This window comes from Streptomyces acidicola (genome assembly GCF_009377235.1).
Taxonomy (GTDB): Bacteria; Actinomycetota; Actinomycetes; order Streptomycetales; family Streptomycetaceae; genus Streptomyces; species Streptomyces acidicola.
In genome coordinates, this window is record NZ_VMNX01000043.1 from 21,146 (window position 1) to 35,510 (window position 14,365).

Genomic DNA, 14,365 nt, shown 5'->3' on the forward strand with positions numbered 1-14,365 from the left:
GCACCCAGCCGGTGGACGTCGAGCGCACTCACGCCGAGCAGAACGCCTATGCGACCGAAACGCCGACCATGAGCAGCCGCCTACTGGGCACGCCAAAGTCCCGTACCCCCAGGAGGGCCTGTTGCGAAAGTCCTGGTCGCGGCCGTCGTCGGGTGGCCGCGGGACGTGCGCTTGGCGCTGTTTTGAGTACGCCCATTGGTCATAGAATCGGCGCGTGACTGCTGAAGATTCCGCATTCGCGGTGCTGGGTGTGTTGGGTGATTCCGTGCGTCGTCGGGTCTATCGGCACGTCGCCGCCGCCCCGGGTGAGGTAGGGCGTGATGCGGTGGCGGAAGCGGTCGGGATTTCCCGATCGCTGGCCGCCTTCCACTTGGACAAGCTGGTCGAGGCAGGGCTGCTGGCCGTGTCGTTTCGGCGACTGTCCGGGCGCACCGGCCCCGGGGCCGGGCGGCCGGCGAAGGTCTACCGGCGTGCCGAGGGTGAGCACGCCGTGTCCGTCCCGCCTCGGTCGTATGACGCGGCCGGTCGGCTGCTCGCGGAGGCGGTGGAGAACGCCGGCTTGGACCGGGAGTTGCAGGCCGCGGCGCAGGCCGCGGGTGCGGCACACCCGGATGCGGCTGCCGGTGACCTGGTCGAGGTGCTGCGGGCCCGCGGCTACCAGCCCTTCTGGGATGGGGAGACGCTGCGGCTGCATAACTGTCCCTTCCGCGCGCTGGCCGAGGAGTTCCCCGCCCTGATCTGCGGGATGAATCTCGCGCTGCTCAAGGGCCTGGCACTTGAGCAGTGGTCGCCGACGATGGATCCGTGTCCTGGCGGGTGTTGCGTGGCACTTTCTAAAAACAAGGATCATTGACTATAGAGGCAGGGTCGGGCCATGCTGGGCCCATGACTGGCTTTCACCTTGCGCAGGTCAACATCGGCCGCATCCTCGCCCCGCTGGACAGCCCCGAGTTGGCCGACTTCGTCGCCCAACTGCCCGAGATCAACGCGCTTGCCGAGCGCAGCCCGGGGTTCGTGTGGCGCATGGTCGACGATGAGGGCGAGGACGCGACCGGCGCCCGTCCCGACGAGAGCGACGACCTCCTCCTGATCAACTGTTCGGTCTGGGAGTCTGTTGAAGCCCTGCGGAACTTCACCTACCGCACTGATCACCTGCGCGTACTGAGCCGCCGCCGCGAGTGGTTCCAGCGCCTGGCCGAGGCGTACCAGGCCCTGTGGTGGATCCCGGCTGGTCACCGCCCGAGCATCGCCGAGGCGATGGAGCGGGTCGCGTTGGTACGCGAACACGGTCCTGGACCAACCGCGTTCACCTTCCGCGACACCTACCCGGCACCAGCCAGGTCCGCGCAGGTCTAGGGTCTGGTGCGAAGGCTGATCAAGGTGCTGGATGATCTGGCACCGTAGGGCGTGCAGATCTGACGAACCGTCAGTGGTGGTGTGGCTGGAGCCGTTGCTGCCGCGAGGTAAGAAGCAGGGCAGACCGCGGACGTGGACCCGTCGGCGGCTGATCGACGGGATGCGGTGGCGACCAGGGCGCCGGTGCGTGTGGCGCCTCATCTCACTGTGCCCAGGCCGTTGACACGCCCCACCGCCTTGCCTGTTCTCGCGTGACCTGGCAACGCTCGGCGTGCGCCGGCCCGGCCCGGGGGTCAGGCTGGGAGAGAAGGCAGCCCCACGCGCCCGTGACGGCCCTGTCCTGACCGGGTACAGGCACGATCCGCACGTGAAGGCAGGGGAACCACCATGACTGCACCCGTTCTCGAAGCGGCAGCCCAGGAGATCGCCGACGCGACGTCGAAGCCACCCTTCCTTTACGAGCTCGGTGTGGAGCGTGCCCGAAAGGTGCTGGACGACATCCAGGCGGCTCCCGTCGACAAGCCGGACGTGGCGGAGACATGGGTCACGGTGCCTGCAGAGGTCGGCGACGTTCGAGTCCGCATCGTCAAACCGGTGGGTGCCGGCGGCGACCTGCCAGTGATCCTGTACATACATGGTGGTGGCTGGATCCTGGGTAGTGCCGCCACTCACGACCGGCTCGTACGGGAGTTGGCCACCGGAGTCGACGCCGCCGTCGCGTTCGTCGAGTACGACCGCTCGCCCGAGGCCCGTTACCCCGTGGCGATCGAGCAGGCCTATGCGACCGCACGCCGGCTCACCGCCGACGGCGCCGCACAAGGCTTGGACGTCTCCCGCATGGCCGTGGCCGGCGATTCCGTCGGCGGCGGCATGACCGCCGCACTGGCCCTCATGGCCAAGCAGCGCGGCGACGTCAGCTTCATCCACCAGTCGCTGTACTACCCAGTGACCGACGCCGCCCAGGACACCGACAGCTACCGGCAGTTCGCCGACGGTCCGTACCTGACAGCCAAGGCCATGGGCTGGTTCTGGGACGCCTACACCACCGACCCCGCGCAGCGCGCCGAGACCACCGCCTCACCTCTGCGCGCGAATCTGGAAGAACTCGCCGGGCTGCCGCCCGCACTGGTCATCGTCGACGAGAACGACGTGCTGCGCGATGAGGGCGAGGCCTACGCGCGCAACCTGACTCGGGCCGACGTACCCACCACCAGTGTCCGCTACAACGGCATCATCCACGACTTCATGATGCTCAACCCCGTGCGCGGCACCCACGCGGCCACCGCCGCCGTCGAGCAGGCCATCCGCACACTCCGCAAGGCCTTCGGCACCCACGCCGCACCAGTGGGTTGATGAACATGGACCGTGTGGTGATGGCACGGAGGTCAGTTCCGGGCCGTGCTCTCCCGGGGCTGACGTCAAGTCGGGGACCTGTTTCACCACAACCGCAGGCGGAGGAACCCATGCAGATGTTCCCTCCCATTCCTCTTGCCGAGTGGCGTGACACCAAGGAGACCGTTCACCGGTTCGCGCAGGTCATCGGCAAAATCCGCCTCGCTGCGAGTCCGCGGCGCAACCACTGGTGGAACGTCCCCTACCACCTCACGGGACGTGGCATCACGACGCGCCCGATGGGCCAGATGGACGGAACACCGATCTTCACCATCGACTTCGACTTCGTAAATCACCAACTGGTGGTCACCACGTTGGAGGGCCGCACAGTCGCCTTCTCCTTGCTGAACCAGTCGGTCGCCTCCTTCCACCGCCTGACCCTGGAAGCTCTCACCGCGCTCGGCGTCGATGTCGACATCGCACTTCCTCATCCGTACGATCTGCCGGATGCGGCACGGCCGTCCGCCGAGGACGTCGAGCACGCCGCATACGACCCCGTCTGGGCGAACCGCTACTGGCAGGTGCTGAGCCAAGTGGCTCTGGTGCTTGAAGAGTCCGCAGCCGGATTCTCGGGCAAGGTCAGCCCGGTGCACCATTTCTGGCACACGTTCGACATCGCCTACACCCGGTTCTCCGACAAGCATGTCAACCAGCCGCCGCAGGTCGATCAGGTCACCCGCGAGGCCTACTCACGCGAGGTCATCAGCTTCGGCTTCTGGTTCGGCGACGCCGGCTTCGCCGAGCCTGCCTTCTACTCCTACACCGCGCCCGAGCCACCGCACCTGACCGACGAGCCGCTCACACCGGCCGCAGCCGAGTGGGCCTCCCGCGCAGGCAGTCACCTGGCTGTGCTGGGCTACGACGACGCACGCGGTCAGGCCGATCCGAAGAGGGCCGTCCTCGCCTTCTTCGAAAGCGCCTATCTCGCCGGCGCCCGCCGAGCCGGATGGGGCATCGAAGCCGTGGCCTGCCCGCACGGCATCACAGACCCGCGCCTGACCGACGCATCGCCGTGGGTATTGCGCGGGAAGAGCCGGGCATGACCTTGTGCAGCCCCCGCGAGAGCGTTGGCGGCCTGGGGGCGTTCTGGATCGCCTTGCGAACCGACGTCAGCGTGTCATCTTGCTGCTAAGAGCCCAGGCCGATGCTGACAGACGGCACGGGGTCCGTCGTCGGCGTAAGGGAGCGAACTTAGGAGAGTGGGTGTCATGCGTGTAGTGGTGCTGGGAGCTACCGGTGGTCAGGGGAGTGCCGTGGTAGGCAGTCTGCTCGACGCCGGACAGGACGTTCGCGGCGTGGTTCGCAACCCGGGTGGAACCCGCGCTCATGCCCTTGAAAAGGTGGGTGTGGAGGTGGTCCGTGGCGATCTGCGGGATGTCTCCTCGCTGGTTGCCGCACTTGACGGCGTGGACGCCGCATTCGCAGTGACCACGCCGTTCGAGGAAGGCCCGCAGGCCGAGGTCGAGCAGGGGCTCACCATCATCGCGGCGGCCCGACAGGTGGAACTGCCGCACCTGGTGCTCTCCTCGGTGGCCTCCGCCGACAGGTCTACCGGAGTTCCCCACTTCGACAGCAAGTACCGGATCGAGCAGGCCCTGCGGCAGGAGAGCGACGACTGGACAATCGTCGCCCCGACGTACTTCTACGACAACATGCTGGGGGACGCGGAGAATCTACGGGCCGGGAGGCTCGTCCTGCCGTTTCCCATCGACCGTCCGCTTCAGCAGGTGGCCCGCCAGGACCTCGGGGCCGTCGTCGCAGCAGCAGTCAACAGCCGTGCCGCGCACCTGAGGCGGCGAATCGAGGTGGCCTCCGACGCACCCTCGCCCACCCGCATGGCCGCAGTCCTCACCCGCTCGCTGGGTTTGCCGGTCGAGGCAGTGCAAACTCCACTCGACCTACGGCAGCGGTCCAGCGACGACATGGTTGCCATGTGGGCCTTTCTCAATGAGGAGGGCTATGCCGTCGACATCGCGGCACTGCACGAGGCATACCCTGAGATCTCCTGGACCACGTTCGACGACTGGGCTCAGCAGCTCGGCTGAGCCATGCACCGGTCACTCAGACGGAGCAATGCGTGCATGGTTCGCACGGTTGCACCGTAACTCCGGCGGGTGTTCCATGACCGGAGAAACTCCAGCCCGGGTCCAGCAAATGAGGGCCCCGACCGTGAACATCAGGCAAATTCGCTTGCCGCACCATTTTCTTGCAGCATCATTCTCTCGATGTCACGGCATCGGTGCCTTGCCGGCGCTGTCTCGAACAAGGAGATTCACCGATGGAAATGCCCGGCCCCACGCACAGCCGTCGCCGCCTTCTTGGCGCCGCAGCCGCGGCTGCCGTGGCGGCCCAGTTCGGTATGAGGGGTAGTTCGCCGGCGCAGTCAGAACCGGGCGAACCGCTGGCTTATCCCACGGTTGGCCCTGCGATACGTGCATCCTTTGGTCCCGTGAAGCAGATCAATGCCGGGGATCTGAACGTGGGGTATGTTGAAGCCGGACCTGCGAACGGGCGGCCGGTCATTCTCCTGCACGGCTGGCCCTACGACATTCACAGCTATGTCGCGGTCACACCTTTGCTCGCAGCGAAGGGATACAGGGTGATCGTCCCTTATCTGCGCGGGCATGGGACCACGCGATTCCTTTCAAGTAAAACACCCAGGAACGCCCAGCAGTCGGCTTTCGCTGTCGACATCATCGCCCTGATGGATGCCCTCAAGATTGATAAGGCCATCCTCGGCGGCTATGACTGGGGATCGCGGACGGGCGACATCATAGCGGCTCTCTGGCCGAAGCGCTGCAAGGCGCTGATCTCTGTCACCGGCTATCTGATCGTGAATGTCGAAGCCAATAAGATGCCGACGCCACCGAAGACTGAATGGGCATGGTGGTATCAGTACTATTTCGCCACCGAAAGGGGCGTGCGTGGCCTTGAGAAGTATCGACACGATTTGGCCGAACTGGTGTGGCGGTTCAACTCGCCGACATGGAAGTTCACCTCGGCGACTTTCGATCGCACGGCAGCGGCTTTCAATAACCCGGATTACGTCAGTATTGTGATCGATAACTATCGCTGGCGGCTCGGCCTCGCAAAGGGCGAGCGCCGATACGACGCTCTGGAAAAGCGCCTCGCCGCGGCGCCGGTCATCACGGTGCCGACGATCACGATTGACGGAGCTCACGATCCATTCACGCCTCCGGGAAATGGCTCGACTTATCGTAAGAAGTTCACAGGCAAATACGCGCACCGGACCCTGGACGTAGGACACAATGTTCCGCAGGAGGCCCCGAAGGCCTTCGCGGCGGCTGTCGTAGAGGTCGATGGATTCTGACCGGGTTCGATACGGAGGGCGCATCAGCATGTACGACGACCGCTGCGGCCGGGGTCACCTGCGCCCGAGGTAGACCCCCAACGCCTGCTGCAGCACCTTGCCCTGGCTGCCCACCGGCAGTTCCCACTCCCCGAGGTACTCCACGGCCCGGCCGCCGGTCCCCGTCTTGAAGCTGAGTCGGCCGAGCAGGCGGTCCTCAGTGAGGGCAGGGGTGATGGAGCGCAGATCGTACGTCTCGGCGCCCGCAGCCCGTGCGTCACACAGCATGCGCCACAACAGCGCGCTGCTGGGCCGCAGTTGGCGCCCTCGGGGGCCGGAGGCGGCGTAAGAGTGCCAGACCCGGGAGCCGACGCTGAGCATGAGGGCCGCGGAGAGCACCTCGCCGTTGTACTCGGCGAGGTAGAGGCGGAGGCGGTCGTTGTCCTCGGCGTTGAGGGCCTTCCACATGCGCCGGAAGTAGTTCAACGGGCGGGCCTTGAAGCCGTCGTGGGCAGCGGTCGCGGTGTACAGGCGGTGGAACTCGGGCAGGTCGGAGGCCGAGCCCCACGCGACACGGACGCCTGCCGTCTCGGCCGTGCGCAAGGACTGTTCCCAATGCGGTGCGAGGGCGCCGCGAAGGTCGTCCTCCGAGCGCCCCGCCAACGGGATGTGGCAGCCGTAGCGCGGCTGACCGAGGCCGAAACCGCTTCCGTCGTCCTCCGCGCACGGCCGCCACCCGAGTCGCCGCAGCCGCTCTGCGGCGTCGAGCGCGTATCCGTCGATGCCGGCCGCAGGCAGATCGTGCAGATGACGTACGTCGGGTGCAGCGATACCCGCCGCCACGGTGGCCGCGTCCCAGTGGCGTACGACCAGGGGCGGCCCGATCCGCACCGAGAACGCCCCGATCCGCTTCAGATGGGCGACGAGCGGGTCCAGCCATCTCTCCAGGCGAGGGGTCCGCCAGTCGATCGCGGGCCCGTCGGGAAGGTACGCGAGGTAGCGTCGTATACCGGGCAGCGGGCGGTACAGGACGAGCGCCGCCGCGACCATCGCCTCGCCCTCGAACCAGCCGACGCTCTCCGGCAGCCAGTCGGGCTTCACCTCGCCCCACTCGGGGATCTGGAGATGGCTCGCGTCGGGAGACAGCCGCAGGTGGGCCAGATGTTCCTTGCGCGTGAGCTCCCGCACGTACAGGCTGGTCATGGGTTGGGTACTCCTGTTCGGGGCGGCCGCCCTGGGCCCGGGATCACCGGACGGGTCAAGAGTTCACGGCAGTGAACTGCGCCCACACCCGCTTGCCGCCATTCCTGGGCGTGACGCCAGGTCCGCCACAGACGCGATGGAAGATGCCCCGCTCGCTCTGCGTATCCCAGTCGGGCTCGGTGTACCGGGCCGGCAGTACAGGCGAACTGTCGCTGACGGACATCTGAACTCCGCCTTACGGCAGCTTTCGCAGTCTGGGCTCGACGTGGTTGTCGTCGAGGCCGGCGAGGAAGGCGGGCGAAGCGGATTCCCGGACGCCATGTCGGCGCCGGTGGGCAGACGGCGGGGCCGCCGGGGACGGCTGCGGCGGTTACGGTGGTGTCCAGGTCCTCCACTGCGGGCACAGCTTTTTGATGACGATGTGGCGGTGCTGGTCATCCGACGCGTCGACGAGTGAAGTCGCGCGGCCCATCGGCTGGTAGTTAGCCTGAATTCATGCCGGGCACCGATTAGGCGCCTGTCGCGTTGGGCGTGACGGGCCCGTCGAGCGGCTGAGTGGTTCCTTTGCGAGCGACCGCCCACACTGGGACGCCAGCCTCACACCTCCATAGTTCAGCCGGGCCTCGTGGCCGCCCCCACCTTCACGGGTTCCGATCAAGGCCGCACTCTCGCTGACCTTTCCGACTTTTCCGTCCTTTGCGGCGATGTTCACAGCTGCTGTGTGCATGGTCGGCATCGCACGACCGCGTCCCCGGCACCCTTCGACACTTTCCGACTTGCCGGCGGTCGTGGCTTGGAGCGAGTCCCCGCAGTCACCCCGGCCAGAGCCCGCACGGCACTCGCACAGAGGGAGATCCTCATGACCGAGAGCCACGCGCGAACCCCGGCAACCCCCAGCGCCCTCGTCGATCCGCTGCGTAACCGCGGCGTGGCCTTCACACCGGAGGAACGGGAAGCCTTCGGCCTTACCGGGCGTCTGCCTTCCGGAGTGCTCACGCTTGAGCGGCAGGCCCAGCGTGCCTATCAGCAGATGGAGGTTCAGGGCAGCGACCTGGCCAAGAACGTGTATCTGGAACAGCTGCATGACCGCAACGAAACCCTGTACTTCAAGGTTGTCGCCGAGCACCTCGCCGAGCTGCTGCCGATCATCTACGACCCCACCGTGGGCGAGGCGATCGAGAAGTACTCCCATGAGTACCGGCGCCCGCGCGGCATCTTCCTGTCCATCGACCGGCCCGACGACATGGAGAAGGCCTTTGCCACGCTTCGACTCGGACCCGAGGACGTCGACTTGATCGTGTGCACCGACGCGGAGCAGATCCTGGGCATCGGCGACTGGGGCGTGGGAGGGATCCAGATCTCGGTGGGGAAGCTCGCGGTGTACACGGCGGCCGCAGGCATCGACCCGCGCCGCGTCGTTCCCGTGTCGCTGGACGTGGGCACGGACCGCGCAACGCTGCAGGACGACCCGCTGTACCTGGGCAACCGGCACCCTCGCGTCCGCGGCGCCGACTACGACGCTTTCATCGAGAAATACCTGGAGACGGCGTCGTCCGCGTTCCCCAACGCGCTCCTGCACTTCGAGGACTTCGGCCCCAGCAACGCACGGCGGATCCTGGAGCAGTACGGCGGCCGCTACCGGATCTTCAACGACGACATGCAGGGCACCGGAGCCATCACGCTGGCCGCCGCCCTGTCCGCCGTCAAAGTCAGCGGTGTACGGATGCGGGACCAGAAGCTGGTCGTCTTCGGCGCCGGGACCGCCGGGGTGGGCATCGCCGACCAGCTGCGCGACGCGATGATCCGTGACGGCGCGGCTCCGGAACGGGCCGCCGCCCAGGTATGGCTCGTCGACAAGCAGGGGCTGCTCACCAGGGACATGACCGACCTGCGCGACTTCCAGCAGCCCTATGCGCGCGATCCGGCCGAGGTCGCGGACTGGGCGAGGCACGATGACGCGATCGCACTGCTGGAAACGGTGCGTCGGGTCAAGCCGACGATCCTGCTGGGCACTTCCACCGTGCAGGGCGCGTTCACACGCGAGGTCGTCGAAGCCATGTCCGAGGGCACCGAGCAGCCGGTCATCTTCCCGATCTCCAACCCCACCTCCCGGATCGAGGCCATGCCCGCCGACGTCATCGCCTGGTCCAGGGGGAAGGCGCTCGTCGCGACCGGCATACCGGTCCCGCCCGTGGAGTACGGCGGTGTGACCTACCAGATCGGGCAGGCCAACAACGCGCTCCTGTACCCGGGACTGGGCCTGGGCACGATCGTCTCCGGTGCGTCCCAGGTGACAGCGGGCATGCTGCTCGCCGCCGCACAGGCTGTCGCGGACCAGGCCGACCCGTCGGGGCCGGGCGCCTCTCTGCTGCCGCCCGTGGACAACCTTCGGGAGTCCTCGGCGATCACTGCGACCGCGGTGGTCAAGGCGGCGCTCGACGACGGCGTGGCCACCTCCAAGCCGATCGACACCGCAGAGGCTGTCCGGGAGGCCATGTGGCAGCCGGACTACGCCGACGGAGCCGCAGCATGAACACGCAACACTCCGCCGCCAACCGGTCCGGTTCGGCCGGTCAGGACGAAGCCCCGAAGATCCTCGACCTCCCCATCGGACTGCATGCGACCGGCACCCGGCGGGAGACCGACTCCATGGGAGCCATCGACGTGCCCGCGGACCGCTACTGGGGCGCTCAGACACAACGGTCCCTGATCCACTTCTCCATCGGGGACGACCGGATGCCCAAAGCGGTCTACCACTCCTACGGCCACGTAAAGAAGGCTGCCGCCTCCGTCAACGGCCGCGCCGGGCGGCTCCCGGCCTGGAAGGCCGATCTGATCCAGCGGGTGGCCGACGAAGTCATCGCGGGCGAACTGGACGATCACTTCCCGCTGTACGTGTGGCAGACAGGCTCTGGTACGCAGTCCAACATGAACACCAACGAGGTGATCAGCAACCGCGCCATCCAACTGGTCGGCGGTGAACTGGGCAGCAAATCCCCGATCCACCCCAACGACCACGTCAACCTCGGGCAGTCCTCCAACGACACCTTCCCCACCGCCATGCACATCGCCGCGGTCAAGGAGATCCAGGAGCATCTGCTGCCCAGCGTGCGGGCGCTGCAGCGCGCCATCGAGACCAAAGCACGGCTGTGGCACGGCGTGGTGAAGATCGGCCGCACCCACCTGGAGGACGCCGTCCCGCTCACGGTGGGGCAGGAATGGTCCGGCTACACCCACCAGTTGCAGCAAGCCGTCGACCGGGTCTCCGGGTCCGCCGAGGGCCTGTACGAGCTCGCGATGGGTGGCACCGCGGTCGGGACCGGGCTCAATGCCCCACCCGGATTCGGAGAGCAGGTCGCAGCCGAAATCGAAAACGCGACCGGCTACCCGTTCACCACCGCGCAGAACAAATTCGCCGCGCAGGGCGGCCTGGACGCCATGGTCGGCGCCTCTGCCGGACTGCGGGCCCTGGCCGTGCCACTGATGAAGATCGCCAATGACATCCGCTGGCTGGCCTCCGGACCTCGCTGCGGACTCGACGAACTCATCCTCCCGGCGAACGAGCCCGGTTCCTCGATCATGCCGGGCAAGGTCAACCCGACCCAGTGCGAGGCGATGGTCATGGTCTGCATACAAGTACTGTCCGAGGACGAGGCCATCGCCTTCGCGGGCACACAGGGCAACTTCGAGCTCAACGCCATGCGCCCGGTCATCATCAACAATTTCCTGCACGCGGCGACCATCCTCGGCGACGCCTGCACCAAGTTGCGCGAGTACTGCGTCGAAGGCATCCAGCTCAACCAGGACCAGATCGACAGCTACGTCGACCGGTCCCTCATGCTGGTCACCGCACTCTCGCCCGTGATCGGCTACGACAAGGCCTCCGCGATCGCCCACAAGGCCGACGACGAGGACACCACCTTGCGCGCGGCAGCGCTGGCCTCCGGTTACATCAGCGCCGAAGACTTCGACCGCATCGTCCGACCCGCCGCCATGGTCGGTCAAACGTAAAACAAGCCCAGGCCCCGACCCCGACGACCTGAGCCGAGGTTCTCGGCACTCTCGGCGCGGACGACAGCGCGGGCGTGCGCTGTGCGGTCACACGATGTCTTGTTCCTCCGGGACGACAACTTGGTCGATCATGCGTTGAATCTGTTCGGCTGGGAGGGCGACTGCCATGGCCCAGTAGTAGATGGCGAGGCTGAAGGCGGCCGTGACGCCCATGTCCCACCACAGAGGGAACCACGGGTGCTTGAGGGGCCCGAAGTCGCTGAGGTAGACGATCAGGCCCATTCCGACCAGATACACGGGCAGCCACTGGGCGGCGCGCAGGTCGAGCTGGGGTGCGATGGGGTTCATTTTGAACACCCGGTTGGCGACCAGGATGCCGTAGCCGATGAGGATGGCGACGCCGAGCTTCCAGTCGGTGGTCCACCCGGACCACAGGATCAGCAGGTTGGCGACGATGAAGGCCAGTGGCGACATCCAGCTGCCTCCGGGCAGCCGGAAGGGACGGTGGGCGTCGGGCAGTCGATTGCGGAACACGCCGAAGGAGAGCGGGGCGCCCGCGTACATGAGCACGCTGGCGCTGGTGATCAGCCCGACGAGGGAGCGCCAGCTGGGGAAGGGCAGGAAGCAGACGCAGCCGATCACGAAGGCGGTGAGGAGGCCGACCCACGGAACGCCGCGACGGTTGGTGGTCTCGAACGCGGAGGGCACGTAGCCGTTGCGGCTCAGGCCGTAGGAGACCCGGGAGGAGGCGGTGATGTAGATCAGGCCGGTGCCTGCGGGGGAGACCACGGCGTCGAGGTAGAGGATCGCGGCCAGCCAGCCCAGGCTGATGAGCGTGGCGACCTGGGCGAACGGTCCGGTCAGAACGTTGAACGCGGAGGTGGCCCAGTGGCTGCCGATCTGGGAGGCGGGCAGCGCGGCCAGGAAGGCGATCTGGAGGAGGATGTAGATGGCGATGCCGATGACGATCGATCCGATCACCGCTCGCGGGATGTCACGCTTGGGGTTGGAGCTCTCGCCTGCGAGCTGGTCGGCCTGCTCGAAGCCGAGCAGCGCGAAGATGATGCCGCTGGTGGAGACCGCGGACAGGATGCCTTTGGCCCCGTAGGGATTGAATCCGTCGGCCGCGGTGAAGTTGCTGCTGTGGAACTGGGCGATGGCGAACACGAAGATCGTCAGCAGGGGGACGCCGACCTTCCACCAGGTCGCCGTGCTGTTGGTGCGGGCCAGCAGGCGGATGCTGAGGAAGTTGACGGCCGTGATGACCGCCATCAGTCCGACCGCGACGGCGATGCCGGGGCCGGTCAGGATGTGCTCGCCCCCCTCGGTCTTCTCCCAGCCGCTCGCCCAGGAGTAGTGCTGGGCGTACGTGATCATTGCCAGCACCTCGATGGGTGCCACCGTGGCCGCCTGCAGCCAGGAGAACCAGCCGAAGGACGCGCCGGCGGCCCCGCCGTATGCGTAGTGGGGGAAGCGGGCGGTGCCGCCGGAGACCGGATACATTCCGCCGAGCTCGGCGTGCACCAGCGCAAGGATCAGGATCGCGAGGCCGCCGATGGCCCAGGAGATGATCGCCGCGGGCCCGGCCGCGGCCAAGGCCCCCTGGGCACCGAACAGCCACCCGGAACCGATGATCGACCCCTCTGACGCCCAGATGAGCCCGATGAAGCCGATCTCGCGTCTCAGTCCCGGCCGGTGGGTTCCTGAGGCAGGTGCCTTGTCCGATGTGGCCATGCCCCACACCCCCTCAGCAGGGTGATGCTCATGAACCATCGTGCCACGGCGACGCGGACCCGGCCTTTGAAGCGGCTCCGTCCCGGGGCTCATCACTGGCGCGCCGGGCGGCGAGACCGGCCGTGTCCCGTTCCAGCGACGCACGAACCTCGTACACCTTCAGCAGCTCACGGTGGCGGAGCGTGCGTGCGAGAGCGGCACCGACACCGCTGCGGGAACGGACATAGGTGCCGTCTCCCTGCCGGGCTTCCAGCTTCCCCATCCGCACCAGGGACCGCACCGCTTCACGGACCGTGTTGCGCCCCACCCCGAGTTGCTGGACATGTGGTCATCCCATGTTTGATTGGTGGCCGCAGGGGTCCAAGCACCGGAGCCCGTTCTCGAATCCCTGCGGCAGGCCGGTCAGTCCGTCACCGGCCAGTTGAGCTCGGTACGCAGGTCACGCGGGTCCATGTTCGGGGAGGGCTGCGTGACGTAGGTCTCCCACCTTTCCTCTCCGACGGAAAGTCCCCGTGCCCCCATCCAGGAGCGCAGTCGTTCCCAGGAGGACCCGAGACCGTCGAACGACCCGCGGTGCGTCAGCCGCGCCACCCGGCCTCCGGGCAGCGAACCGACCACGACCCCTGCCTCCGGCCGCACCGCCCGGTCCGTGACGAACCCGACCTCCAGGTCCACGGTCTCGCCCGGCGACCCGCGGTACAGACCGAAGGCGGGGCTCAGCACGGTGATCCGCTGCACCTCGATCGTCCGGGCCAGCGCGCCGAAGGAAGCGTCGAAGAAGTCCCGCAGGTCGGCCATCGGGACGACAGCACGGACGACCGCTGTCGTCGCCGGTTCCAGATGCACAAGCTCCGGCTCCGAGGCACTGGCCTCGTTGTCAGATCCACGATTGCCCATGTCGCTCCCATCCACTTTCACGGCTGCTGAGGAGGTGTAGACCTGGCGCGCGTCGAGAACTCATCGTTCGGTCACCGGCGGTTGCATCAGGAAGGCACGGTCCCCGAGACCTGCCGAGGGTGACGCCCTCGATGCGGTGCAGCGGCTGGACGATCTGGTTGGCGTGCGCGGTGGAGGTGGCCGCGATGGTCACGTCGAGGCTGAGGTGTTCGGTGTCGGAGGAGATGACGTCGAGGGCGGTCACTGAGCCGCCCAGGGCCTCCATGGTGGCTGTCAGTTCTGAGAGGGCGGTGCCGCTCGCGGGGACTTCGAGCCGAATGGTGATCGAGTAGGAGACGCTGGGCGCGCACATGCGGACTGTCCTCATCCATCTGTCTGTTGTCTGGAGCGATCTGTCTGTTCGGAGCGGCGGCAGAACGTGGGGCACGCAGCTACCGCCGCTGGGATGTGGAAACGCGGGAG

At 67.1% G+C, this 14,365-nt stretch carries 12 protein-coding genes and 1 pseudogene; 8 read left to right on the forward strand and 5 right to left on the reverse strand.

Going from position 1 to position 14,365, the window contains the following annotated elements:
- Nucleotides 1-214: 214 nt before the first annotated feature.
- The 6 genes from FPZ41_RS14510 to FPZ41_RS14540 all read left to right on the forward strand — a co-directional run bounded on the left by FPZ41_RS14510 (nucleotide 215) and on the right by FPZ41_RS14540 (nucleotide 6,079).
- Nucleotides 215-853: a helix-turn-helix transcriptional regulator gene (locus tag FPZ41_RS14510; RefSeq protein ID WP_322620228.1), complete on the forward strand. Its 639-nt coding sequence runs from the start codon at nucleotides 215-217 to the stop codon at nucleotides 851-853.
- Nucleotides 854-885: 32 nt separating this feature from the next.
- Nucleotides 886-1,356: a DUF3291 domain-containing protein gene (locus tag FPZ41_RS14515; protein WP_152862683.1), complete on the forward strand. Its 471-nt coding sequence runs from the start codon at nucleotides 886-888 to the stop codon at nucleotides 1,354-1,356.
- Between the two features lie 387 nt (nucleotides 1,357-1,743).
- Nucleotides 1,744-2,709: an alpha/beta hydrolase gene (locus tag FPZ41_RS14525; protein WP_152862685.1), complete on the forward strand. Its 966-nt coding sequence runs from the start codon at nucleotides 1,744-1,746 to the stop codon at nucleotides 2,707-2,709.
- A gap of 110 nt (nucleotides 2,710-2,819) precedes the next feature.
- Complete coding sequence (locus FPZ41_RS14530; protein ID WP_152862731.1) at nucleotides 2,820-3,791, forward strand: DUF5996 family protein; 972 nt, start codon at nucleotides 2,820-2,822, stop codon at nucleotides 3,789-3,791.
- A 165-nt stretch (nucleotides 3,792-3,956) separates the two neighbouring features.
- Complete coding sequence (locus FPZ41_RS14535; RefSeq protein WP_152862687.1) at nucleotides 3,957-4,793, forward strand: NmrA/HSCARG family protein; 837 nt, start codon at nucleotides 3,957-3,959, stop codon at nucleotides 4,791-4,793.
- A gap of 404 nt (nucleotides 4,794-5,197) precedes the next feature.
- Nucleotides 5,198-6,079, forward strand: coding sequence for an alpha/beta fold hydrolase (locus tag FPZ41_RS14540; protein WP_407698784.1), 882 nt, complete (start codon nucleotides 5,198-5,200; stop codon nucleotides 6,077-6,079).
- Nucleotides 6,080-6,133: 54 nt separating this feature from the next.
- On the opposite strand, the gene FPZ41_RS14545 is transcribed toward FPZ41_RS14540, so the two are convergent.
- Nucleotides 6,134-7,261, reverse strand: coding sequence for a lipid II:glycine glycyltransferase FemX (locus FPZ41_RS14545; RefSeq protein ID WP_152862691.1), 1,128 nt, complete (start codon nucleotides 7,259-7,261; stop codon nucleotides 6,134-6,136).
- An 859-nt stretch (nucleotides 7,262-8,120) separates the two neighbouring features.
- On the opposite strand from FPZ41_RS14545, the gene FPZ41_RS14550 reads away from it, so the two are divergent.
- Entirely contained in the window at nucleotides 8,121-9,794 is a 1,674-nt protein-coding gene (locus FPZ41_RS14550; protein ID WP_152862693.1) for an NAD-dependent malic enzyme, read from the forward strand.
- On the forward strand, nucleotides 9,791-11,272 hold the full coding sequence (gene fumC / locus FPZ41_RS14555) for a class II fumarate hydratase (protein WP_152862695.1): 1,482 nt from the start codon (nucleotides 9,791-9,793) through the stop codon (nucleotides 11,270-11,272). The genes FPZ41_RS14550 and fumC overlap by 4 nt, the downstream gene beginning before the upstream one ends.
- An 87-nt stretch (nucleotides 11,273-11,359) precedes the next feature.
- On the opposite strand, the gene FPZ41_RS14560 is transcribed toward fumC, so the two are convergent.
- The 4 genes and pseudogenes from FPZ41_RS14560 to FPZ41_RS14575 form a co-directional block, all read right to left on the reverse strand.
- Nucleotides 11,360-13,006, reverse strand: a complete 1,647-nt coding sequence (locus tag FPZ41_RS14560; protein WP_152862697.1) for an APC family permease — start codon at nucleotides 13,004-13,006, stop codon at nucleotides 11,360-11,362.
- A gap of 28 nt (nucleotides 13,007-13,034) precedes the next feature.
- Nucleotides 13,035-13,313 carry a FadR/GntR family transcriptional regulator gene (locus tag FPZ41_RS14565; protein WP_322620229.1) on the reverse strand — a complete coding sequence of 93 codons (279 nt, stop codon included), beginning with the start codon at nucleotides 13,311-13,313 and terminating at the stop codon, nucleotides 13,035-13,037.
- 95 nt (nucleotides 13,314-13,408) lie between these two features.
- The gene (locus tag FPZ41_RS14570) at nucleotides 13,409-13,903 is read right to left on the reverse strand and encodes a GyrI-like domain-containing protein (protein WP_152862699.1); all 495 of its coding nucleotides are present in this window, start codon (nucleotides 13,901-13,903) and stop codon (nucleotides 13,409-13,411) included.
- Nucleotides 13,904-13,987: 84 nt separating this feature from the next.
- Nucleotides 13,988-14,255: pseudogene (locus FPZ41_RS14575) on the reverse strand (NAD-dependent malic enzyme); the annotation flags it as partial.
- Between the last annotated feature and the right edge of the window lie 110 nt (nucleotides 14,256-14,365).